This is a genomic window from Actinoallomurus iriomotensis (genome assembly GCF_030269445.1).
Lineage (GTDB): Bacteria > Actinomycetota > Actinomycetes > Streptosporangiales > Streptosporangiaceae > Actinoallomurus > Actinoallomurus iriomotensis.
This window is the reverse complement of sequence record NZ_BSTJ01000008.1, coordinates 74,734-96,971: the sequence shown is the minus strand read 5'-3', so window position 1 is coordinate 96,971 and position 22,238 is coordinate 74,734. Positions and strand designations below refer to the sequence as shown.

Annotated in this window: 24 protein-coding genes; 19 read left to right on the top strand and 5 right to left on the bottom strand. The window is 71.7% G+C overall.

The features are described from left to right. Positions 1-2 precede the first annotated feature (2 nt). Positions 3-1,070, bottom strand: coding sequence for an ABC transporter substrate-binding protein (locus tag QSK37_RS30025; protein ID WP_285627814.1), 1,068 nt, complete (start codon positions 1,068-1,070; stop codon positions 3-5). Positions 1,071-1,245: 175 nt separating this feature from the next. Between QSK37_RS30025 and QSK37_RS30020 the strand changes: the two genes are divergently transcribed. Beyond that, positions 1,246-1,806 (top strand): MarR family winged helix-turn-helix transcriptional regulator, encoded by a 561-nt coding sequence (locus tag QSK37_RS30020; RefSeq protein WP_285627811.1) that lies wholly within the window; start codon positions 1,246-1,248, stop codon positions 1,804-1,806. Between the two features lie 109 nt (positions 1,807-1,915). Then, positions 1,916-3,391 (top strand): aldehyde dehydrogenase, encoded by a 1,476-nt coding sequence (locus QSK37_RS30015; RefSeq protein WP_285627808.1) that lies wholly within the window; start codon positions 1,916-1,918, stop codon positions 3,389-3,391. 13 nt (positions 3,392-3,404) lie between these two features. Here the strand turns inward: QSK37_RS30015 and QSK37_RS30010 are convergent, their stop codons facing one another. Then, positions 3,405-3,956, bottom strand: coding sequence for a MarR family winged helix-turn-helix transcriptional regulator (locus QSK37_RS30010; RefSeq protein WP_285627805.1), 552 nt, complete (start codon positions 3,954-3,956; stop codon positions 3,405-3,407). Positions 3,957-4,193: 237 nt separating this feature from the next. Here QSK37_RS30010 and QSK37_RS30005 point away from each other — a divergent pair, with 237 nt between their 5' ends. From QSK37_RS30005 to QSK37_RS29930, 16 genes are all read left to right on the top strand, one after another. Next, a complete protein-coding gene (locus tag QSK37_RS30005; RefSeq protein ID WP_285627799.1) occupies positions 4,194-5,015 on the top strand; it encodes an FAD binding domain-containing protein in 822 nt (273 codons plus the stop codon). After that, positions 5,012-5,497: a (2Fe-2S)-binding protein gene (locus tag QSK37_RS30000; protein ID WP_285627796.1), complete on the top strand. Its 486-nt coding sequence runs from the start codon at positions 5,012-5,014 to the stop codon at positions 5,495-5,497. Before QSK37_RS30005 ends, QSK37_RS30000 begins: the two co-directional genes overlap by 4 nt. Next, the gene (locus QSK37_RS29995) at positions 5,494-7,776 is read left to right on the top strand and encodes a xanthine dehydrogenase family protein molybdopterin-binding subunit (RefSeq protein ID WP_285627793.1); all 2,283 of its coding nucleotides are present in this window, start codon (positions 5,494-5,496) and stop codon (positions 7,774-7,776) included. The genes QSK37_RS30000 and QSK37_RS29995 overlap by 4 nt, the downstream gene beginning before the upstream one ends. Before the next feature lie 139 nt (positions 7,777-7,915). Next, positions 7,916-8,437 (top strand): cupin domain-containing protein, encoded by a 522-nt coding sequence (locus tag QSK37_RS29990; RefSeq protein WP_285627791.1) that lies wholly within the window; start codon positions 7,916-7,918, stop codon positions 8,435-8,437. A 1-nt stretch (position 8,438) separates the two neighbouring features. Then, positions 8,439-9,368: a PDR/VanB family oxidoreductase gene (locus QSK37_RS29985; protein ID WP_285627788.1), complete on the top strand. Its 930-nt coding sequence runs from the start codon at positions 8,439-8,441 to the stop codon at positions 9,366-9,368. 11 nt (positions 9,369-9,379) lie between these two features. Further along, positions 9,380-9,601 (top strand): recombinase-like helix-turn-helix domain-containing protein, encoded by a 222-nt coding sequence (locus QSK37_RS29980; protein WP_285580440.1) that lies wholly within the window; start codon positions 9,380-9,382, stop codon positions 9,599-9,601. Next, positions 9,598-10,653 carry a Rieske 2Fe-2S domain-containing protein gene (locus QSK37_RS29975; RefSeq protein ID WP_285627786.1) on the top strand — a complete coding sequence of 352 codons (1,056 nt, stop codon included), beginning with the start codon at positions 9,598-9,600 and terminating at the stop codon, positions 10,651-10,653. The genes QSK37_RS29980 and QSK37_RS29975 overlap by 4 nt, the downstream gene beginning before the upstream one ends. Beyond that, positions 10,650-11,570 (top strand): VOC family protein, encoded by a 921-nt coding sequence (locus QSK37_RS29970; RefSeq protein WP_285627784.1) that lies wholly within the window; start codon positions 10,650-10,652, stop codon positions 11,568-11,570. The genes QSK37_RS29975 and QSK37_RS29970 overlap by 4 nt, the downstream gene beginning before the upstream one ends. Continuing rightward, a complete protein-coding gene (locus QSK37_RS29965) occupies positions 11,567-12,271 on the top strand; it encodes an aspartate dehydrogenase domain-containing protein (protein WP_285627779.1) in 705 nt (234 codons plus the stop codon). The genes QSK37_RS29970 and QSK37_RS29965 overlap by 4 nt, the downstream gene beginning before the upstream one ends. Further along, on the top strand, positions 12,268-13,026 hold the full coding sequence (locus QSK37_RS29960) for an alpha/beta fold hydrolase (protein ID WP_285627778.1): 759 nt from the start codon (positions 12,268-12,270) through the stop codon (positions 13,024-13,026). Before QSK37_RS29965 ends, QSK37_RS29960 begins: the two co-directional genes overlap by 4 nt. Beyond that, positions 13,023-13,760: an SDR family oxidoreductase gene (locus tag QSK37_RS29955; protein WP_285627776.1), complete on the top strand. Its 738-nt coding sequence runs from the start codon at positions 13,023-13,025 to the stop codon at positions 13,758-13,760. The genes QSK37_RS29960 and QSK37_RS29955 overlap by 4 nt, the downstream gene beginning before the upstream one ends. Positions 13,761-13,774: 14 nt before the next feature. After that, positions 13,775-14,557, top strand: a complete 783-nt coding sequence (locus tag QSK37_RS29950; RefSeq protein WP_285627773.1) for an SDR family oxidoreductase — start codon at positions 13,775-13,777, stop codon at positions 14,555-14,557. Further along, a complete protein-coding gene (locus QSK37_RS29945) occupies positions 14,550-16,163 on the top strand; it encodes a thiamine pyrophosphate-binding protein (protein ID WP_285627770.1) in 1,614 nt (537 codons plus the stop codon). Before QSK37_RS29950 ends, QSK37_RS29945 begins: the two co-directional genes overlap by 8 nt. Beyond that, on the top strand, positions 16,160-16,876 hold the full coding sequence (locus tag QSK37_RS29940) for a dienelactone hydrolase family protein (protein WP_285627767.1): 717 nt from the start codon (positions 16,160-16,162) through the stop codon (positions 16,874-16,876). The genes QSK37_RS29945 and QSK37_RS29940 overlap by 4 nt, the downstream gene beginning before the upstream one ends. Before the next feature lie 76 nt (positions 16,877-16,952). Then, positions 16,953-18,320: an MFS transporter gene (locus QSK37_RS29935; protein ID WP_285627764.1), complete on the top strand. Its 1,368-nt coding sequence runs from the start codon at positions 16,953-16,955 to the stop codon at positions 18,318-18,320. A 75-nt stretch (positions 18,321-18,395) separates the two neighbouring features. Beyond that, complete coding sequence (locus QSK37_RS29930) at positions 18,396-19,034, top strand: HAD family hydrolase (protein WP_285627761.1); 639 nt, start codon at positions 18,396-18,398, stop codon at positions 19,032-19,034. Between the two features lie 23 nt (positions 19,035-19,057). Here QSK37_RS29930 and QSK37_RS29925 read toward each other — a convergent pair whose 3' ends face one another. Next, on the bottom strand, positions 19,058-19,717 hold the full coding sequence (locus QSK37_RS29925; protein WP_285627758.1) for a TetR/AcrR family transcriptional regulator: 660 nt from the start codon (positions 19,715-19,717) through the stop codon (positions 19,058-19,060). Between the two features lie 134 nt (positions 19,718-19,851). Here QSK37_RS29925 and QSK37_RS29920 point away from each other — a divergent pair, with 134 nt between their 5' ends. Then, positions 19,852-20,271 (top strand): Dabb family protein, encoded by a 420-nt coding sequence (locus QSK37_RS29920; protein WP_285627755.1) that lies wholly within the window; start codon positions 19,852-19,854, stop codon positions 20,269-20,271. A 1,012-nt stretch (positions 20,272-21,283) separates the two neighbouring features. Here the strand turns inward: QSK37_RS29920 and QSK37_RS29915 are convergent. Together QSK37_RS29915 and QSK37_RS29910 are read right to left on the bottom strand one after the other, a co-directional pair. Continuing rightward, positions 21,284-21,976, bottom strand: a complete 693-nt coding sequence (locus tag QSK37_RS29915) for an anti-sigma factor family protein (protein WP_285627753.1) — start codon at positions 21,974-21,976, stop codon at positions 21,284-21,286. Further along, positions 21,973-22,206 (bottom strand): sigma factor-like helix-turn-helix DNA-binding protein, encoded by a 234-nt coding sequence (locus QSK37_RS29910; RefSeq protein WP_285627750.1) that lies wholly within the window; start codon positions 22,204-22,206, stop codon positions 21,973-21,975. The genes QSK37_RS29915 and QSK37_RS29910 overlap by 4 nt, the downstream gene beginning before the upstream one ends. Positions 22,207-22,238 lie beyond the last annotated feature (32 nt).

Sequence of the window (22,238 nt, the reverse complement as noted above, 5' to 3'; positions counted from 1 at the left end):
CGCTACTGCTTCCCGAGCTGGTCGGAGCACTGGCCGAGATAGGCGTTGCTGGCGACCTCCGCCGGCTTGACCTTGCCGGCGGCGACGCCGCCGTGCTGCTCCATCTGGGCGATGGTGCTCTGCCAGTCGGCCGCGGCCATGCAGCCGAATGCCTGGTCCTTGGTCTTGTCCGTGTGCATCAGCTGGGCGGAGGCCAGCCACTGCTGCTTGACCACGGCTTTGGAGAGCGTGCTCGTCTTGACCACGTTGAAGAAGGACGACACCGCCGCGTCGACGTTCTTGTCGGTGTAGTCCACGGCTTCGGCGGTCGCGGCCAGGAAGTTCTTCACCGCGTCCGGGTGCTTGTCCGCGAAGCTCTTGGAGGTGACGATGCCGGAGCTGAGCACGTTCAGACCGGCGTCCGCGTAGCTGAGCGCGGCGAGCGTGCAGTGGCACTTCGCCTCGATGGTCGCCCGGCTGACGTTCAGCAGGCCGAAGCTGAACTGGGTCTTGCCCTGCACGAAGAGGCTGTCCCGGGTCGGGATGTCGACCTTGTTGAGATGTACCGACTGCGGGTTCAGCCCGCTGGCCTTGGCGAACGCGGGGAACAGCGTCTCCGGGGCGGACCCCGCCGTGAAACCGGCCGTCTTGCCCGCCAGGTCCGACGCGCTGCGGATCCCCGAGTCGGTGCGGGTGAAGATCGCGAGCGGTGAGCGCTGCACCATGCCCGCCACCATCTCGACCGGCATGCCCTTGCCCGCCGCCTGCACCAGGGCGCCGCCGTCGGCGTAGCCGAGGTCGTCCGAGCCGTTGGCCACCGTCTGGAGCGTGGTCGCCGAGCCCTTGCCCGGGTTCAGGGTGACGTCGAGGCCGTGCTTCTTGTAGATGCCCTTGTCGATGCCTGCGAGCAGGGGCAGCACGGCACCCGTGTAGAAGACGTCGGTCCGCACCTTGACCTTGGTCAGTCCCGAGGCGTCCTTCGACCCGCCGGATCCGCCACAGGCCGAGAGCGTCAACGCGCCCGCGATCGCGAGGGCGGCGCCCGGCAGCGTCCAGCGCCGGCCGCGGAGTGCGGCGAAAGAGATGTGCATCGGTTCCTCACAGGGCTGAGCAGACGACCGAGCCGCCGTCCGAGCTGGGCATCCGCCGAGGCGGAGGGGATTTAGCTTGGCACGGAGTATCTTGTAGCTAAATATCTTGTGTCAAGATATCTTGGTTCCGATAGTCTTCCCCGGCGGATTTCGCCCCAGCCGGACGGACGGTGTCATGGAAGCGGTCGAGAGGGTTCTCGAGGACTGGCGACGTGAGCGACCCGACCTGGACGCATCGCCGATCGGCGTGTTCGGTCGCGTACGCCGGGTGGACCAGCTGTCGCGCCACGAGCTTGAGGTGTTCCTTGCGCCCCACGGCCTGACGCCCAAGTCCTTCGACCTGCTGGCCAACCTTCGCCGCAGCGGGCACCCGTACCGCAAGACCCCCTCCGAGCTCGCGGAGTCCTCACTGCTGTCCACGGGAGCGATGACCGGCCGCCTCGACAGCCTGGAGGCACAGGGCTGGATCCGGCGCACCCCGCACCCCACCGATCGTCGGGTCATGTACGCCGAGCTGACGCCGGACGGCGTGAAGCGCATCGACGAGATCTTCGCCCTGCACCTGGCCAACGAGGAGTCCCTGCTCGGCGACCTGTCCCAGGAGGAGCGCGACCGCGTCGCCGCGGCCCTCGCCACACTGGAGGAGGCCCTGCAGGCCGCGGTGGCCAGAAGGACTCCCGGCGGTCCGCAGGCTCCCCGGCCCCGCAGGGCACGCACGGCGCGCCGCGTCGTGTGAACCACCCCGGACCGCGAGGCGCCGGAGGACCACCGACCGGCCCCACACATCGCCTAAAACCTTAGCGCTAAGGTATATCCGCCACGTCATTCGGTGGAAGGCGGACTTCATGGACCAGATCAGGGATGAGATCCTCGTCGGCGGCGACTGGCGCCGGGGCGCCGGCGCTCTCATCGAGACCCGCGATCCCGCGACCGGCGCGCTCATCGCCGCCGTTCACGGCGCGGACGCCGAAGACGTGGAACTGGCGGTGGCGGCGGGCCACCGGGCCGCCGCCGATCCGGCCTGGCGCGATCTGCTGCCGCACGAGCGGAGCAAGTTCCTGACGAGGATCTCCGACCTCATCACCGAGCGGGCCGAGGACCTGGCCCGGCTGCAGACCGCGGACACCGGCAAGTCGATCAATGAGACACGGGCGCTGGTGGCGAGTGCGGCCGGCACGTTCCGCTACTTCGCCGCCGCCCTGGAGACCGCGGAGGAGGCGCTCACCCCGCCCCGCGGGCCGTACCTCACCATGAGCGTGCACGAACCGATCGGCGTCGTCGGCGCCATCACCCCGTGGAACTCGCCGATCGCCAGCGACGCGCAGAAGCTCGCCCCCGCGCTGGCCGCCGGCAACGCCGTCGTGCTCAAGCCGGCCGAGTGGACTCCGCTCGTCTCCCTCGCCCTCGGCAGACTGATCACCGACGCCGGACTGCCCGCCGGGCTGCTGTCGGTGCTGCCCGGCCCCGGACGGACCATCGGCGACGCCATCGTGCGCCATCCCGGCGTGGGGAAGGTGACGTTCACCGGCGGCACGGCCACGGGCCGGACCATCGGCGCGGCGGCCGCCGAGAAGATCATGCCGGTGTCGCTCGAACTCGGCGGCAAGTCGCCGACGATCGTCTTCCCCGACGCCGACCTCGACCAGACGGTCGCCGGGGTGCTGTTCGGGATCTTCTCCTCGTCGGGTCAGAGCTGCATCGCGGGATCGCGCGTGTTCATCCACGCCGACGTCTACGACGAGGTGCTCGACCGGCTCGTGCGGCACACCGAGAAGCTGCGGATCGGCCCGGGCACCGACCCGGCCACGCAGGTCGCCCCGATGGTGACGCACGCCCATCGCGACAAGGTGGCCGCCATGGTCGACCGCGCCCGCGAGGAGGGCGCCCGGGTGCTCTGCGGCGGCGGAGTGCCGGACGGACCGGAGTACGCGGCCGGCGCCTACTATCTGCCGACCATCCTCGACGGGCTGGCCAACGACTCGGCCACCTGCCAGGAGGAGATCTTCGGTCCGGTGCTGGTGGCCCTGCCGTTCGCCGACGAGGAGGACCTCGTCGCCCAGGCCAACGACACCGTGTACGGCCTGGCCTGCGGCATCTGGACCGGTGACTATCGGACCGCGTGGCGGGTGGGCCGCCGGATCGAGGCGGGGACGGTGTGGATCAACACCTACAAGCAGTTCAGCATCTCCACGCCGTTCAGCGGCCTGAAGGGAAGCGGCCTCGGCACGGAGAAGGGACGCGAGGGCATCCGCTCCTACACCCGGCAGAAGAGCCTCTACTGGGGGCTCACCGAAGATCCCCTGCCCTGGGCGGGCGTCTGAGACCTGGACCGGGTCAGGCCTCGCCCGCCGCGGCGGCGGGCGGGTGCTGCTCGGCGTGCTCCAGCGAGCGCTCCAGCTTGCTGAGCAGCAGGCCGAGCTGACGCCGCTCGGCCTCGTTGAGTCCCGCCAGCATGCGGTCCTCATTGGCAAAGTGCGCCTTGGCGACGGTGTTGACCACGTCGAGGCCCTTGTCGGTGAGCTGGGCGAAGACGACCCGCCGGTCGTCGGAGTCGCGCTCCCGGGTGACCAGACCCGCGGACTCCAGCCGGTCGAGGCGCAGCGTGATGCCCCCCGTCGTGACCAGTGCGATCTGGGCGAGCTCACCCGCCGTCCTGCGGTACGGCGCGCCGGAGCGGCGCAGCGCGGCGAGCACGTCGAAGGCGGCCATGTTGAGCCCGTGGCGGTCGAAGAGCTCGGCCACCAGACCCTGGTAGCGAAGGAAGCTGCGGTGCAGCCGGCCGAGGACCTCCATCGGCGAGGCGTCCAGGGCAGGCAGCTCCCGTGCCCACTGCTCCAGGATCAGGTCCACCGCGTCGGGCCGACCTGGAGAAGATCTGCGCGTCATCGCTGGTCGGGAAGACGGCACCCGGCCGACTCGCCCCTCCTCCTTCCGGCACCCTGATCCGTCGAAAGATGTCTGAGACCTAAGGTACAGCGCTTCCATCCGCGCGGGCCCGCCTCTTGTGCGAACCGCGGGCCGATGCTAGAAATCTCACCGATAACTTACTTATAGCTAAGCTTATTTCGCGTGGCAGACGCGATGTCGGTCCTGCTTTCACGCAAAGTCAGGAGGCAAGGACGAATGCGCTTGCTCCCCGCCGGCCTGGTCGCGCCCACCCAGCGCACCATCCCGGATTTCGACCTGCACCGTCCGCGCACGATCGCCGAGGCGGTCGCCGCCGGGGCCACCGGGGGCGCGGTGTACGCGCAGGGCTGCACCGACCTGTTCGCCCGGTTCCGCGAGGGCCTCGACTGCACCCGCCTCGTCTCACTCGACCGGATTCCCGAACTCGGCCGGATCGACCGGGACGGCGCGACCCTGGCGATCGGCGCGGCGGTCGGCCACCACGCCGGCTCGGGCGACGCCGCCGTCCGCGCGGCCCTGCCCGGGTTCGCCGCGGCCTGGGCCCGGATCGCCAACCACAGGATCCGGCAGCGGGCCACCATCGGCGGCAACGTCATGGCGCGTCGCACCCGCTATGAGATGTCGATAATGCTCGACGCGCTCGGCGCGAACCTGGACTTCGCCACCCCGGACGGCGCGGTCGTGCTGTCCCCGGCGGACCTCTGGCAACGGCGGGAGCCGCACGGGGCACTGCTGCACACCATCCGGATCCCCGACGTGCCCGGCGTGTGGTTCGGCTACGAGCGCTCGCTGCGGCCGCTGCTGACCGTGGCCGCCGCCGTCCGCGGTGGGACCGTACGGCTGAGCGTGGGTTCGGAGTACACCCGTCCCTTCACCGTCGAGGGCGAGCCGGGCATCGATCCCGCCCGGCTGGCCGCCGCGCTCCCGGACGAGATCGGCGACGCCGCCGGGAGCGCCGACTATCGCCGGCACGCGGCCGGTGTCCTGCTGGGCAGGCTGCTGGGCCGTTTCACGGCCGGAGAGGAGGACCCGCGGTGAGCTCGCGCGTCTCGATCGACTTCGAGGTCGACGGAGTGCGGCGGAGCGAGGAGATCGCACCGAACACGGTGCTCCTCGACCTGCTGCGCGATCGCCACGCCCTGACCGGGGTGAAGGCCTCCTGCGAACGCGGTGTCTGCGGCGCCTGCACGATCCTGGTCGACGGGACGCCGGCCGCCTCGTGCGGCGTCTTCGCCTTCAGCGTGGACGGCGCCGCCGTGGAGACGATCGACGGCCAGGGACGCGAGGGCGGGCTCGGCCCCGTGCAGCGGGCGTTCGCGGAGTGCGGCGGTTTCCAGTGCGGCTACTGCACGCCGGGCATGGTCATGCTGACGACCGCCCTGCTGCGGGCACACCCGGAGCCGGATGACGAGCGGATCCGCTCCTGGATCTCCTCCAACGTCTGCCGCTGCACCGGCTACCAGATGATCGTCGATTCGGTGCGCCGCGCGGCCGAGCTCAGCCGTGAGGAGCAGCCGTGACGAACCAGCCCGCCGCGGTCGGCACCAGCGCGCGACGGCACGACGCGGCCGCCAAGGTGACCGGCGGCGCGCTGTACACCGCCGACGTCCGGCTGCCCGGGATGCTCCATGCCAAGGTGCTGCGCAGCCCGCACGCGCACGCACGTCTGCGGTCGGTCGACGCGACCCGGGCGCGGGCGCTGGCGGGCGTGCACGCCGTGCTCACGCGCGACGAGCTCGCCGGTCTCTCCCCGACCTACGGATACTTCATCAAGGACCAGCCGGTCGTCGCGATGGACAAGGTGCGCTACGTGGGCGACGTGGTGGCGGCGGTCGCGGCGGAGGACGAGGCGACCGCGCTGCGGGCGCTGGAGCTCATCGACGTGGTCTACGAACCGCTGCCCGACGTGCCGGACGTCACCGCCGCGCTCGCCGAGGACGCGCCGGAGCTGTTCGAGGAGGCGCCGCCCGGGATCGTCCCGCCGTACGGCACGGGCGCCTCGGGGCACCTGCGGCCGCGCCGGAACGTCTGCTACGAGTTCCGCTACGCGACCGGCCCCGCGGACGTGTGGCAGGAGTGCGACCACGTCTTCGAGGACACCTTCGCGTTCTCCCGCATGAACCACTTCCACCTGGAGCCGTTCGTCACCGTCGCCGACGTGCGCGGTGAGCAGATCGAGATCTGGAGCTCGACCCAGAACCCGTTCCCGCTGCGCAAGGAGCTGGCCCGGGTGCTGCGGGTCGGCGAGAACCGGATCCGGGTCCACGTGCCGTACGTGGGCGGCGGGTTCGGCGCCAAGCACAACTGCAAGACCGAGCCGATCGCCATCCTGCTGTCGCGCATGGCCGGCCGGCCGGTGCGCTACTGCCTGACCACCGAAGAGGGCTTCCTCACCCTCAGCCAGCACGCGGCGGTGCTGAAGGTGAAGACCGGTGTGAAGGCCGACGGGACGTTCGTCGCCCGGGAGAGCGAGGTGCTGCTCGACGCGGGGGCCTACTCCGACGGCAGCCCGCTGGTCGCCGAGAAGGCCGCCTACCGGATGCCCGGACCGTACCGCTGGACGCACGTCAAGTCCTCCTGCGCGTGCGTGATGACCACGACGACGCCGGCCGGGCCCTTCCGGGGGTTCGGCGCCACCCAGTCGACCTGGGCCGGCGAGAGCCAGGTGGACATGATCGCGCGACGGCTCGGCATGGACCCGTACGAGCTGCGGATCAAGAACCTCAAGCGGCTCGGCGAGCCGTTCGTGCCGGGCGAGAGCGGCATCGACAGCGACCTGGCCGAGGGGCTGGACACGGTCGCCGGCGAGCTGGGCTACCACCGGCGGGCACGGACGCCGAACCGAGGCATGGGCCTGGCCATCGGGTTCAAGGACGGCGGCGGCGTGAACAAGCCCGCGCAGGCGAGGGTGAAGGTCACCGCCAACGGCGCCGTCTACGTCAACTCCGGCACCGTCGAGATCGGGCAGGGCGCCTCCACCACTCTGTGCCAGGTCGCCGCCGAGGTGCTCGGCGTCCCGCTCGAACAGGTGGCGTACGCCCCGATCAACACCGACGTCACGCCCTTCGACCAGGGGACCAACGCGTCGTCGGGCATGACCGTGATGGGACGGGCCGTGCTGCGCGCGGCGGAGGCCGTCAGGGCCCAGGTGCTGGAGTTCGCCGCGCGGCAGCTCGGCTGCGAGGCGACCGCCCTGACGCTGGAGAACTGGGCGGTACGGCGCGGCGACGAGGCACCCACACCGCTGCCGGGCTTGATCATGAAGGTGTTCGGCGGCACCGGTTACGAGTTCTCCGGCGAGGGGTTCTTCAAGGCGCCCAACTCCCCCGAGGCGCCGCTGGACGCGCCCTGTGTGTTCTGGGAGATCGGCTGGGCGGGCGCCGAGGTGGAGGTCGACCCGGACACCGGCAAGGTCACCGTGCTGCAGCTCGTCGCCAGCGGTGACGTCGGCAAGGCGATCAACAAGCTGGTCTGCCGGGGCCAGGACGAGGGCGCGGCCGTGATGGGGCTGGGTCAGGCGCTGTTCGAGGAGATGCGTTACGACGGGAGCGCGCTGCTGAACGGCGAGGCGCTGGACTACCGCGTGCCGATGGCCGAGGACCTGCCGGAGCGGTTCGTCTCCGTCACGCAGGAGCAGGGACACGGGCCGGGCCCGTTCGGCGCCAAGGGCGCCGGCGAGGGCGCCATGGTCCCCGTGGCCGCCGCGATCGCCAACGCCGTGCACGACGCCACGGGTGTACGGGTCACTGCGCTGCCGCTCTCTCCGGAACGCGTGTTCAACGCCCTGCACCGCCGCTGAACTGCACGGATCTCGACGACACGCGCGGAACCGCACCCAAATTACTTAGCGCTAGGAAGCTTGTTCGTTGATAGCTTGTCAGATAATATCTTGGCACTAAGCTAATAAGCCCGCGAACCTGGAAGGCAGGGCAACACCCATGAGCGAGACCCCGACCACCGCGCCGGTGGACCTGGACGCCCTCATCGACTCATGCATCGCGAGCCGCGACAGCCGGTACGAGGACTGGGACACCCTCGGCTTCCAGGCCAAGGCCGGCGACGAGTTCCGCCGCGCGCAGATCCGCTACGTCGGCTCCGGCGCCACGGGCGACCACGAGACCGACAACCGCATCATCCCCGCCGGCGGCTTCACCTTCTCGAACATGCGGCTGCCGGCCGGCGCGGTGGGCCCCGAGCACACGCACCACGACGCCGAGGAGGCCTTCTTCGTACTGGAGGGCAACCTCGAGGTGACCGTGCACGACGTCGAGGACGGCACGAAGACCGCGAGCCGCGTGCTCGGCTACCGCGACCTGATCCGGGTCCCCGCCGGAGTCCCCCGCAGCCTTCGCAACATCGGCGACACCGACGCGCTGTTCTGCGTGATCATCGGCACGACCAAGCCGCAGATCCCGACCTACCCGCCGACCTCCGCGATGCACGGCGTCACCCGGGACTGACATGCTCACGCTCCGCCTTCACCAGCTGACCTGGCTCGCCGAGGGCGTGGTGCGGTTGGAGTTCACCGACCCGCGGGGGGCCCGGCTCCCCGCCTGGGAGCCGGGTGCGCACCTGTCGCTGCGGCTGCCCGGCGGGCTGGCACGGGAGTACTCCCTGTGCGGGGACCCCGCGGACCGCACCCGCTACGCGGTGGCCGTGCAACGGGAGAAGAACTCCCGTGGCGGCAGCGCCTGCGTGCACGAGCGGCTGCGGGTCGGTGACCTCATCGAGGTCGACGGGCCGAAGAACAACTTCGCGCTGGAAGACGCGGCCGCTCATCTGCTCATCGCCGGCGGAATAGGGATCACCCCGATCAAGGCGATGGCGGAGTCGCTCGCGGCCCGCGGCGCGCCGTGGCGCCTGTTCTACTGCGGCACCACGCGCGCCCGGATGGCCTTCACCGAGGAGCTCGCCGGCCTCGGCGACGTCGTCCTGCACGCCGACGACGAGGCCGGCGGCCCTCCGGACCTGGCCGGCGTACTCCGCGACCTGCCCTCCGGCACGCTGGTCTACTGCTGCGGGCCCGAACCCCTGCTGCGGGCCGTCGAGACCGGGCTCCCCGACTCGTCGAGCCTGCGCGTCGAGCGCTTCCGCGCGCCGGAGGCGCCGAAGGCCGGCGGCGACACGGCCTTCACGGTGACCTGCGGACGGTCCGGCGGCACCTTCACGGTGGAGCCGGGCGTGTCGATCCTCAAGACGCTGCGCACCGGCGGCATGGATCTGCCGTCCTCCTGTGAGGAGGGCATCTGCGGCACGTGCGAGACGCGGGTGCTCGCCGGCGAGCCCGACCACCGGGACTTCCTGCTCACCGAGGCGGAGAAGGCGGCGGGCGGCTCGATGATGCTCTGCGTCTCCCGCTCCCGCAGCCCCGAACTCGTCCTGGACCTTTAGGGAAAAGCCCCATGACTCTGCGACTGCAGCCGATCCAGTCACGCCGACACGAGCTCACCAGCTACGAGAACGCGCTGGCCGACGAGCTGGAGGCCATCTTCGGCCGTGGCGTGCACGACCTGCCCGGGCTGGTCAGCGCTCTCAACGAGACCGGTGTACGCCCGGCCGGCGGCGCCGACTGGACCGAGGAATCCTTCACCGCCGAGATGGCACGACTGGGAGACCCAGAATGACCGGACATCCGGCCAACGCCGCCCTGAACACCGTCGACGGCCTGATCCGGCTCGGCGTCCGCAACCAGTGGTACGCCCTGTGCCCGTCCGAGCGGGTTCCGGCCGGGGACCTGATCCGGCTGGACCGCGCGGGCGAGGAGCTGATGCTCTGGCGCGACGCGGCCGGCACCGTGCACGTTCAGGAGGACCGCTGCCCGCACCGCGGCGCGCGGCTCACCCAGGGCGTGCACATGGGCGACCGGGTGGCCTGCAACTACCACGGGGTGCAGGTCGACGGCGAGGGCCTGGTCGTGTCGGTCCCCGGAGTCCCCGGCTGCGCGCTGGAGGGCAGGCGGGCGCTGCGGACGTTCCCCGCGCGCGAGCACGGCGGAGCGGTCTTCGCCTGGTTCGGCGACCCCGATGACGCCGAACCGCTGCCCTTCGAGGTGCCCGAGCAGCTCTCCTCCGACGGCTGGGACCACTTCCTGGCCTACGTCGAGTGGGACGCGCCCTGGATCTACTCCCTCGACAACCTCATGGACCCGATGCACGGGACGTTCCTGCACCGCAAGTCCCACACGATGGGCAGCGGGCGGCGCGAGGCGCTGTTCCAGATCCGCGACACCGACACCGGCTTCGTGTTCGAGAAGACCGACCAGGCCGGCGTCAACTTCGACTGGTCGGAGTGGATCGCCGGCGGCACCCCCTGGGTGCGCCTCGCCATCCCGTACCCGGACACCGCCGGGCCGGGCGGCCCGTTCACCATCGTCTGCACCGCCACGCCGATCAACGAGACCCAGCACGCCGCGTTCTTCTGGCGCTGCCGGCAGGTGACCGGCTGGCAGCGCGACACCTGGCGGTTCCTCTACAAGGCGCGGCTCGAGGCCCGGCACTGGGCGGTGCTGGAACAGGACCGCGTCATGGAAGAGGCGATGCCGCTCGACGCCTGGTCGCGCGAGACGCTCTACCAGCACGACCTGGCTCTCGTACGGCTCCGCCGCGCCATCCGCGGTGAGGCGCAGCGGCAGCTCGCGGCACGCGAGGAGCGGACCGCCGCGGAGGTGCGTACATGACCGGGGAACCGATCGCACGGCTGCGCACCCTGCGCAGCGTCGCCCTGCGCACGCCGGAGGCGTCACAGGCCGCGGAGTTCTACCAGCACGTGTGGGGACTGTCGCGGATCGACGGCGACGACGGCACCACCTGGCTGCGCGGCAGCGGCCAGGAGCACCACATCCTGGAGGTGCGCCAGGCCGAGCAGAACGCCCTCGGCAAGATCGCGTTCGCGGTCGCCACGCCGCGCGAGGTCGACGAGGCGGCCGCCCGGCTCGCCGCGCGGAACATCGCCCTGGTCGCCGAGCCCGGGCCGCTCGACCAGGCCGGCGGCGGGTATGGCCTGCGCTTCGCCGACCCGGAGGGGCGGCTGGTCGAGCTGTCCACCCAGGTCGAGGCCGTCGCGCCGCGGGATCCGAACGGCATCGAGGCGGTGCCGCGCAAGCTGGCCCACGTCGTGCTCAACACCGTCGACATCGACGCGGCCTGCGCGTTCTACACCACGGTCCTGGGCATGCGGGTGTCGGACTGGTCCGAGCACCAGATGGTGTTCCTGCGCTGTAACAGCGACCATCACGTCATCGCGTTCAACCAGGCCTCGTGGACCTCGCTCAACCACGTGGCCTACGAGATGCCGTCGGTCGACCACTTCATGCGCGGCATCGGCCGCCTGCGCCACCACGGCATCACGCCGAAGTGGGGTCCGGGCCGGCACGGGCCGGGCAACAACACCTTCTCCTACTTCACCGACCCGGCCGGGCTGGTCTGCGAGTACACCTCGGAGGTCGAGCAGGTCGAGGAGGACGCCTGGCTGTGCCGGGTCTGGCGGCGTGTGCCCGAACTCTCCGATCTGTGGGGGACGGCCGGGCCGCCCTCGGCGGACGTCCGCTCGCACATGGCGGGAGTCCCCGACACCGGAAGGTGGTGGGAGAAGTGACCCGCGTCGCCGTGGTGGGGCGCGGCTCCATCGGCGGCGTCGTGATCCGGGCCCTGGAGTCCGGGGAGGTGCCCGGCGCACGGCTGACCGCCGTCGTCGACCTCGGCGACTCCCTGGACGACGCCCTCGCCGTGGCGGACCTCGTGGTGGAGTGCGCCGGCCAGCGGGCCCTGGCCGAGCTCGGCCCACGCGTCGTGGCCGCCGGCAAGGATCTGCTCGTCGTCTCGATCGGCGCGCTGACCGACGACGCGCTGCACGAGCGGCTGCGCGGCGGTCCCGGCCGGCTGTTCCTCACCTCCGGCGCGATCGGCGGCCTGGATCTCCTGCGGGCCGCCGCCCTGATGGCGCCGCTGGAGAAGGTGCGGATCGTCACCACCAAGAAGCCGGCCACGCTGGGGGTGCCCCACGCCGCCGAGCCGGTCGAGGTGATGCGCGGCCCGGCCAGGGAGGTCGCGGCGGCCTTCCCGAAGTCCACCAACGTGGCGGCGGCGGTGGCGCTCGCGGCCGGGTCGTTCGACGTCGTCGAGGCGGTCGTCGTCGCCGACCCGGCCGCCACACTGACCTCGCACGTGATCACGGCGTCGGGGCCGGCGGGCGACTACCGCTTCGAGATCCGCAACCGGCCGTCCGAGCAGAACCCGGCGAGCAGCCAGGTCGTGCCGCACGCCGTCCTGGCCACGCTGCGGGACATCGTCCGATGACCGTTTATGTGAACGAGTACGACGGGCCGGGGGAACCGGTTCTGCTGCTGCACGGCATCGGCGGCAGCGCGGACTCCTTCACCGGCCAGTTCGCCGCGCTGTCGGCCCGCCACCGGGTGCTGGCCTGGGACGCCCCGGGCTACGCGCGGTCCGCCGCCCCGTGGGAGGCGCCCCGCATGACCGGTTACGCCGCGACCGCGGCGGCGGTGCTGCGCGAGCGCGACGCCGTACCCGCGCACGTGGTCGGCGTCTCCTGGGGCGGCGTCATCGCCACCCGGCTCGCGTTGGAGCATCCCGAGGTGGTCCGCTCGCTGGTCCTGGTGGACTCCACGCGCGGCTCGGGCCGTACGGCGGAGCAGGCGGCGGCGATGCGGCGGCGCGCGGACGAACTGGCCGAGGTGGGCCCGGACGCCTTCGCCCGGGCCCGTGCCCCCAGGCTGCTGTCCGCCGAGGCACCCCCGGAACTGGCGGAACGGGTGGCGACCGCGATGGCGCGGTCGATCCGGCTGCCCGGATACGCCTACGCGGCCGCCTCGATGGCCGAGACCGACCACGACGACGTGCTCGGCCGCGTCTCCGTGCCGACGCTGGTGATCGCCGGTGATCGGGACGTCGTCACGGGAGTGACGGAGAGCGAGGCCATCGCGGCGGCCGTTCCCGGCGCCCGGTTCGAAGTGATCGAAGGTGCCGGGCACCTGTCCAACGTGGAGTGCCCCGAAGAGTTCAACCGCCTGGTTCTGGAGTTCCTGTCATGAAGGACCGACTGGTCGTGGTGACCGGTGCGGGTCGCGGGCTCGGCCTGGAGATCGCGCGAGCGGTCGGCGAAGCCGGCGCTCGCGTCGTGATCGCCGAACGGGACGCCGGGCGGGCGGCCGCCGCCCACGCGGAGCTCACCTCCGCGGGCGTCGAGACCCACCGGGTGGACACCGACGTCGCCGACCCCGCCTCGGTCGCCGCCCTGGCCGCCGCCGTCCGCGACCTCGGCGGAGCCTACGGGCTCGTCAACAACGCAGCCCTCGCCGACGGGGTGGGCGGCAAGCCGTTCCACGAGATCGACGTCACCGAATGGGACCGGCTGATGACGGTGAACGTGCGCGGTCCGTGGCTGGTGGCGCGCGAGCTGTTCCCGCACCTGTCGCGGCCCGGCCGGATCGTCAACCTGGCCTCCGACGCCGCCATCTACGGCTCGCCGCGGCTGGCGCACTACGTCACCTCCAAGGGCGCGGTGATGGCCATGACCCGCGCGCTCGCACGCGACGCGGGTCCCTACGACATCACGGTGAACGCGGTCGCGCCCGGCCTGACCGAGGGCGAGGCCGCCGACATGATCCCGGCCGAGCGGCACGAGCTGTACCGGATCAACCGGGCGCTCACCCGTCCGCAGCAGCCCGGCGACCTCACCGGAGCCGTCGTCTTCCTGCTGTCCGACGCCGCCTCGTACATCACCGGGCAGACGCTCGTGGTCGACGGCGGGTTCGTCTTCAACTAGAGGGGCTTGCTCGTATGGATCTCGGCTTGGACGGCCGCGCCTACGTCGTCACCGGTGCCAGTTCCGGTGTCGGCCTGGCGACCGCCGCCGCACTGCTGCGGGAGGGCGCCCATGTGGCGGCCTGCGCCCGCGACGAGGAGCGGCTGAGGCGGGCGCTCGACCCGCTGCCCCGCGCGGCGGGCGCCCGGGTTTTCGCCGCCGCGTGCGACGTGGTGGACGGCTCGGCGGTCGAGGCGTTCACCGTGGAGGCGGCCCGGCGGTTCGGCCGGATCGACGGCGTGGTCAACAACGCCGGGCGCTCGCTGATGGCCTCGGTGGCGGAGACCTCCGAGACACAGTGGCGCGAGGAGTTCGATCTCAAGATCTTCAGCGTGCTCAACACGATCCGCGCGGCCGAGCCGTACCTGCGTGCCTCCGACGCCCCCGCCGTCGTCAACGTCAACGCGATCCTCGCCCGCCAGCCCGAGCCACGGCTGGGTGCGACCTCGGCGGCCCGGGCCGCGCTGCTCAACCTGACCAGGACCCTGTCCGGCGATCTCGTCCCCATCCGGGTCAACTCGGTCTGCCTCGGCCTGGTCGACACCGGCCAGTGGCGGCGCCGCTACGACACCGCGGCGACCGGGCAGAGCTATGAGGAGTGGTCGGCCGGGATCGCCGCCGATCGAGGCATCGCGCTCGGCCGGCTGGGCCGGGCCGACGAGGTCGCCTATCCCATCGTCGCGCTGCTGTCCCCGCGCGCGTCCTACATCACCGGCTCGACCATCGACGTCGGTGGAGGAGTTTCCAGATATGTCTAACGGTGGGGACCTGCTGGTCCAGATACTCCGTGAGCACGGCGTCGACACGGTCTTCGGGATCGTCAGCGTGCACAACCTCCCCCTGGTGGAGGCCGTCGACCGGGAACTGCGGTTCGTGGCGGTGCGGCACGAGGCCGCGGCGGTCAACGCGGCCGACGCCTACGCTCGCGTCAGTGGCGGCCTCGGCTGCGCGCTGACCAGCACCGGTACCGGTGCGGGCAACGCCGCCGGGTCGTTGGTCGAGGCCCTCAGCGCGGGCAGCCGGGTGCTGCACGTCACCGGCCAGATCGACAGTCGGTACCTCGGCCAGGGCCGCGGCGTCATCCACGAGACCAAGGATCAGCTCGGCATGCTGACTGCGGTCTCCAAGGTCGCGGTCGGCGTGCCGTCGGCCGAGGCCGCGCCGCGGGTCCTGCGCGAGGCGGTGCGGGAGGCGCTGGCCAAACCGTACGGACCGGTCAGCGTGGAGTGGCCGATCGATCTGCAGTACGCCGGGCAACCGGTCGCGGAGCCGGGAGTCGCCCCGGCGCGGGAACGGCCGGTGCCCGACGTCGCCGAGGCCGTACGGCTCGTGGCGAGCGCCCGCAGACCCGTCATCTGGGCCGGCGGCGGTGCCCGGGAGGCCCGGGCCGAGCTGCGCGCGCTGGCCGAGCTCCTCGGCGCGCCGGTGTTCACCTCCAACGCGGGCCGCGGGGTCATCGGGGAGGACCACGAACTGGTCATCGGCAATTTCGCCGTCAACCCGATGGCGGCGCCGCTGCTGGCCGACGCCGACCTGCTGATCAGCGTGGGCACGCACTTCCGGTCCAACGAGACCCGGCACTACGAGCTCGCGCTGCCCGAGCGGCACCTCCAGATCGACATCGACCCGGCGGCGATCGGGCGGGTCCATCCGGTCACCGTGGGACTGTGCGGTGACGCCGCACCCACGCTGGCCGCGCTGCTGGCGGATCTCGGCTCCCCGGCGGTGGCGGACGGCTGGCGAGAGCGGGCGGTCGCCGGCCGTACGGCGGTGCGGGAGAGGCTGCGCGCCGACATCGGCGAGTACGCCCGGATCTGCGACGCCATGCGCCGGCACCTCGACCCGCGTTCGCCCATCGCGCGGGACGTCACGATCCCGTCGAGCCAGTGGGGCAACCGGCTCCTGCCGATCCACGATCCGGCGACCAACGTCTTCCCGCTCGGCGGGGGCATCGGACAGGGACTGGCGATGGGGATCGGGGCCGCGCTGGCCCGTCCGGACGTCCCCACCCTGGTCATCGCCGGCGACGGCGGACTCGCCGTCCACCTCGGTGAGCTCGCCACCCTCGCCCAGGAGGCGCCGTGGCTGGTGCTCGTGGTGTTCAACGACGGCGGCTACGGCGTGCTGCGCAACATGCAGGAGGCGGGCTCCGGACGCCGCTCCGGCGTGGATCTGTACACCCCCGACTTCCGGGCACTGGCCGCCTCACTGGCGCTGCGGCACAGCCTGGTCACCGACGCGGACGACTTCGACGAGGTGTTCGCCAAGGCGGTCGAGACGCAGGAGCCCTACCTCGTGGAGGTCGACGTCACCGCCGTCACGCCGACGCCGGTGCCGTTCGTCCCGCCGGTGGAGGTGCCGTGAGCCAGGAGCACTCGGGCCATGGGCACGGTCCCGCCAACCGGGGGCGCAAGGTGCTCGCGACCGCCGCCCCGCTCTTCGTACGGGAGCCGGACGGCGAGCCCCGGGGCGGCGCTGTCGTGCTGCACGACGTCTTCGGGGTGACCGAGTACGCCGAGGAGGTCTGCCGCGCGCTGGCCCGCGACGGCCGGCTGGCGGTCTCGCCCTACCTCTACTACGAGCGTGGCGGTCCCGCCTTCGACGCCGGTGAGCTCGCCGTGGCCCGCGCTCACATGGACGGGCTGACCGCCGACGACCTGGCCTGCGACGTCGCCGCGGCGCTGGAGTACGTCCGGGCCCGTACGCCGGGGCCGATCCTCGTCGTCGGCTTCAGCATGGGCGGTTACCTGGCCACCTGGGCGGCGGCACACCATCAGGTGGCGGCCGCGGTCGCGGTCAGCCCGTCGGGCGTCGGAGCACCGCCCTGGCCCGGCGTGCCGCCCGCCGAACTCCTGGTCGCCGAGCGGCGTTCGCCCTGGCTGGGCGTGCTCGGCGGGGCCGATCACACGGTGGACGCGGACCTGCTGACGATGGCGACCCAGGCGCCGGGGCCGCCGGCCGCCGTCGAGGTGGTGGCCGACGCGGGCCACGGCTTCTACCGGAGCGGACGTCCGGGGCACGATCCCGTCGCCACCGCCGAGGCCTGGCACAGGATCCACCGCTTTCTGCGGAAATAATCTTTGTGCTCACTTATTGACCGCCAAGATACCTCCCCATAGGGTCTCCGCAACCCTTCGCGGAAGGAACCCCCGAATGACGACCGTCACCCCCGGAACATCCGCCGGATCCATCGCCGACCGGCTCGAACGCCTGCCGAACTCGCGCTGGCACGTCAGGGTGCGAAGCCTCATCGGCGTCGTCACCTTCTTCGAGGCGTTCGACCAGTTGCTGGTCTCCACCGCCCTGCCCGTCCTCACGAAGCAGTGGCACCTCACCTCCGGGCAGGCGACGTTCGCCGTCACCAGCGGCTCGGTCGGCATGCTGGCCGGCGCGTTCGCGGCCGGCTGGCTCGGCGACCGGATCGGCCGGGTACGGACGGTCGCCCTCGGCGTCGCCGTGACCGCGCTCGCCAGCCTGGCGCTCGTCTTCTCACCGGACCTGGCGTTCTTCGCGGGCCTCCGGTTCGTCCAGGGGATCGGCATCGGCGGAGTCGTCCCGGTCGCGGCGACGTACATCAGCGAGATCGCCAAGTCCCGTCACCGGGGCCGGTTCGTGCTGCTCTACGAACTCATCTTCCCCGCCGGCCTGACGAGCGCGACCCTCGTCGCCTCCTGTGTGGTGCCGCACTGGGGCTGGCGGGCGATGTTCCTCATCGGCGCCGCACCCGCCCTCGTCTTCGCCTTCCTCCAGCGCAGGGTCCCCGAGTCGCCCCGCTGGCTCGCCTCCCGCGGCCGCCTCTCCGAGGCCGAGCAGGTCATCTCCCGGATCGAAGAGGAGGTGGAGCGGGCCACCGGCCACCCCCTTCCCGACCCGGGCCCCGCGGCCGCCGCCGAGCCGACGGCGCGCGGCGGCCTGCGCGACCTGTTCGCCGGCCGGTACCTCCGACGCACCGTCGTGGTCGCCTTCCTGTGGTTCTTCGGCTACTTCGTCAACTACGGCATCACCGCCTGGCTGCCGACGCTGTACACCAAGACGTTCAAGCTCGACCTGCAGACGGCGCTCGACTACAACGTGGTCAGCAATCTGGCCGGTCTGCTCGGCTGCCTCGTCGTCGCCCTGGTGATCGACCGGGTGGGCCGGCGGCCGGCCCTGGTCGTCGGACTCGCCGGCGCCGCCGTCGCGCTGCTGGCCCTCGCCGTCTCCGGTACGGGTTCGGGCGGACAGGTCGCCGTCTGGGCGTCGATCACGTCGCTGTTCGTCTACGCGACGAATGTCAGCCTCTACCTGTACACACCCGAGCTGTACCCGACCCAGAGCCGGGCGCTCGGCGCCTCACTCGGCGGCGTGTCCAACCGCCTGGGCGTCATCGTCGGACCGATCGTGGTGGGCACGATCATCGGCTCGGGCGCGGGCATCGCCACGGTGTTCACCGTACTCGGCATCGTCGCGCTCGCCGGGGCGCTGACCGCGCTGTTCGCCGTGGAGACCAGGGGCCGCACCCTCGAACAGCTCAACTCCTGACCGAAGGCGGCGTCCGGGACGCACGCCCGTTTATTCGCTGGTGTGGCGAGCGGTCGATCGCCAGACTTACCTGCCGTGGTGACTCTGCACGTCTTCGACATGGACGGCACGCTGCTCGAAGGGACGACGGCCGGCCTGCAGATCGCCCGGCACCTCGGATCCACGAGCGAGCTGGTCGAGCTGGAGGCGCGCTTCGCGGCCGGCGAGATCGACACCCGGGGGTTCGCGACCGCCATCCATGCGCTGTGGCGGGACCTGACGCCGGCGGCCGTCGCCGAGGTGTTCGCCGCGAGCCCCTGGCTGACCGGCATCCGCGAGGTCTGCGCGGACATCCGGGAGCGCGGTGAGCGGTGCGTGGTGATCACCATGTCACCCGACTTCTTCGCACGGCACCTTCTCGACCTGGGGTTCGATGAGGTGGTGGCCTCGCGGTTCCCGGCACTGCCCTTCCTCGAACCGCTCGACCCGGCGAAGATCCTCACGCCGGGCGACAAGGCGCGGATCGTGGAGGAGATGTGCGAGCGGTACGACCTCGCGCGCTCCCGGTGCGTGGCCTACGGCGACTCGATGTCGGACGCTCCGCTGTTCCGCAGGCTGACCAAGACGGTGGCGGTGAACGCCGATCATCACCTCGCCGACCTGGCCGCCGTGAGTTACCGCGGCAACGATCTGGCCGGGGCGTACGCGCTCGGCCGTGCTCTCCTCGCTTCCTGACCCGAGGCCGGCGCCGTGAGGGCTCAGGGCCGGCCGCGCCCGGCCGGCGTGCCGTAGGCCTTCAGGAAGGTGTCGACCGCCGCTTCGGCCACCGCACGCGCCTCCGCGGCCGGAACCTTGCGGGTGCCCAGCCCGGACCGGGCCTCCATCGGGCCGGTCAGCAGCGCCAGGAGCTGTTCGGCGGCCCGCGCCGGGTCGCAGGGGCACAGGCGGCCGGACAGTGACAGGCGTGCCAGCCGGTCCGCCAGCGCCTCGCCGAGCCCCTTCGCGGTACGGCCCTGCACGACGTCGATCAGGTCGGGGAAGCGGGCGACCTGGGCGTAGGTCAGCCACCGCAGTGCCAGGGAACGCTCGCCGCAGCACACCTGGAGCATCCGGTACGCCACCTCCTCCAGGGCGGCGTGGAGGTCCTCCCCCGGATCGCGCAGCCGCTCGATGACGGCGAGGTTGTCCGCCAGGACCGCGTCGGCCGCGGACGCCATGGCGGCGCGGAAGAGGTTCTCCTTGTCGCCGAAGTGGCTGTAGACGGTCGGCTTGGCGACACCGGCCTCCTCGGCGATCTCCTGCACCCCGGCCTCCGCGTACCCCCGGCGGGCGAAGACGGGAAAGGCGGCGTCCAGGATGGCCTGCCGCTTGTCGATCCGCCCCCGCGAGCCCGTACGCCCGGCCACCACGTCTGCCACGCCCGCAGTCTATCGCCGGAGCTGACGCGTGAGTTCAACCAGCTGAACCCGCTTGTATCCGAACGTATCGTAGCGTTAAATTGAACGCACAAGTTCAATTCAACAGCCTCATGGGTAAGGACAGGAGTCGTAGCGTGATCGTCAACATCCTGCGTTTCAGCTTCAAGGACGGCACCAGCGAGGAGAAGAAGGCCGAGGTCCTCGCGGCGATGAGACGGACGGCGAGCGTGGAGTCGGTGTCCTTCGCGACCGTCGGCCAGGACCTGGGCGACCCCGCCGAGGGCTACACGCACGCGTTCTGCGCGGCCGTCGAGGACCTGGCGGCCCTGGAGCGATACATGTACGACCCGGTCCACCTGGCCGGCGACCCCGGCATCCTCCCCCACTTCGAGCGCCTGTCGGCGGTCCGCCTGTCGGACGACCCGGACGGCGAGCTGCACGAGAAGATCACCACGATGCACCTGCGGAAGGTCGCCACGCACCCGGAGTACGGCCGCCTCCTCGACGAGATCCCGAACGGCCGCATCCCGACCCAAGCGTCTCTGATCAGCTAGCGATCCGTAGTCACGTTAAGTGTTGTGATCGGGGGATCTGCCCATCGTGGTGGGGTGGCGTGGGCGTGTAGGGGGAAGCCTGCGCCCAGTGCCGCTCCTTTGGGTCGGTGCCGTGGACGGTTCCGACTGGTGGGGGTGCTTGAGGTGATCGTGTGCACGGGTGTGCGCGCGCCCTGGTGCCGGTAGGCCGCGCGGGGTGGTCTGGGGTCCGTGTGAGCGTGTCCCTCCGGACGCTGACCTGCCGGCCCGTGGGGGCTGGGGGTGGAGGGTGCCCCGCGTCGCCTGGGCACGGGGCGTGGGGATCGGTGCGGGGTGGGTCCGGTCTTGGACCGGTCACCCCCGCCGGCTGGAGAAGGCACGGTCGACGCGATGACCGCGCTGGTTTCGAGTGTGTCGATGACGCGGGGGATGGTCATGTGGCCGGTGGCGCGGTCGATGGTGGTGGTGGGCCGGTCGGGTGCCTTGCAGTGCCGCAGCCGCGTTAGGCACTGGGGGCAGTGCTTGGAAGTGTTGGGAGCGGGGACGGCGGTCCGGGCCACCTGACCCGCACGCAGCCAGCGGAAGTTGCCGGCTCATACGACACAACCGGATGACACGCGACCAAGCATGCACGCACAGTAACGACCCGTATCCGCAATCCGCCCGGTCATTCGAAAATCCCAGCGAGGCCAGCACCGTCAGGGCCTCACCCACCCCCCGGCGAAGCACCATCGAACACACCCGCTTTCGCCATCGTGATCAACCACCGCAACCCGACGCCCTCGATCGACCAGCTACGAAACATCACGGACCCCTAAGAAAACCCGTGAGCCTGACGGCCCCGCGCAGCCGCGTGCCCGTACCGGCCAGCGAGTTTCGCCCCGGCGCCGTTCCGCCGCGCTGGGCACCACCCAGCGCGGCGACAGCCAGACGCACCGGCCCAGACGCCGCACCGACCCGCCGACCCCAATTGCTCTCCCGGTCTGGCCTGCCTTCCGTAACAGTGGGCGCACCGAGCCGCGCGCCGTGCCCGTCAGACGGGGATGCTCACCAGTCGGCCGCCGCCCTCGATCAGGACGTCGTAGCGGCTCACCTCGCCCGGCGACGCCGCGATGCCACCGTGGACCTGGAGGTGGGCTCGTGAGCCGGGCACGCCGTAGCCCTTCGGCGGCACGGCCCACTCGGTGACCGCCTGCTGCCGTCCCGACCGGAGTACGGCCACCAGCCGGCAGGTCAGCGGTCCGCGGACGCCGGCCAGATCCAGGCCGACCTCCGTGCCGAAGGTCTCCGGCCGGGTCGCCACCACGGCCACGGCGTGCGTCGTCGGGTCGGTGGCCGTGTGGCGTGTGCCCTTGGCGAGAACGTCGGCGGCGGGGCTGCCGTGCTGGTGGGTGCCGCCGCCCGGCGAGACGAGGGCGGCGCCGGCCGTGACTCCGCCGGCGACGAGCGCGACGCCGGCCGCCAGTCCGATCACCAGCGTGCCGCGTCGCCGGCGGCGGTCCTCGCGCCTCCGGCGGCTCAGCAGGTCCGGAACTCCGTCGGGGAGGTCGCCGTCGTCGGCCTCGACCGGGCCGACGCCGGTGAGCAGGGCCCGCATGCCGGCGAGGCCGTGGAGTTCGGCCGTGCATTCGGCGCAGCCGGTCACGTGCTGCTCGAACGCCCGGCGGTCGTCGTCTTCGAGCAGGCCGAGAGCGTAGGCACCGACGTCGGTGTGCTCGACGCTCATGTCGTCACCCCTCGCTCCTCGAGCAGGATGCGCAATGCCCGGAGCGCGTAGTAGACCCGGCTCTTAACGATGCTCACCGGCAGGCCCAATATATCCGCGGCCTCGTTGACCGTACGCCTCCGCATGACGGTCTCGGTCAGGACCTCGCGGTGATCCCGCGAGAGTCCGTTCAACGCTTCCGCGATCACCACCTGGCGCAGGGCGTCCTCCGATCCGTCAGCGGCCTTCACTGGAAACAACGGCCGCCGTGCTCCGCGGGTTC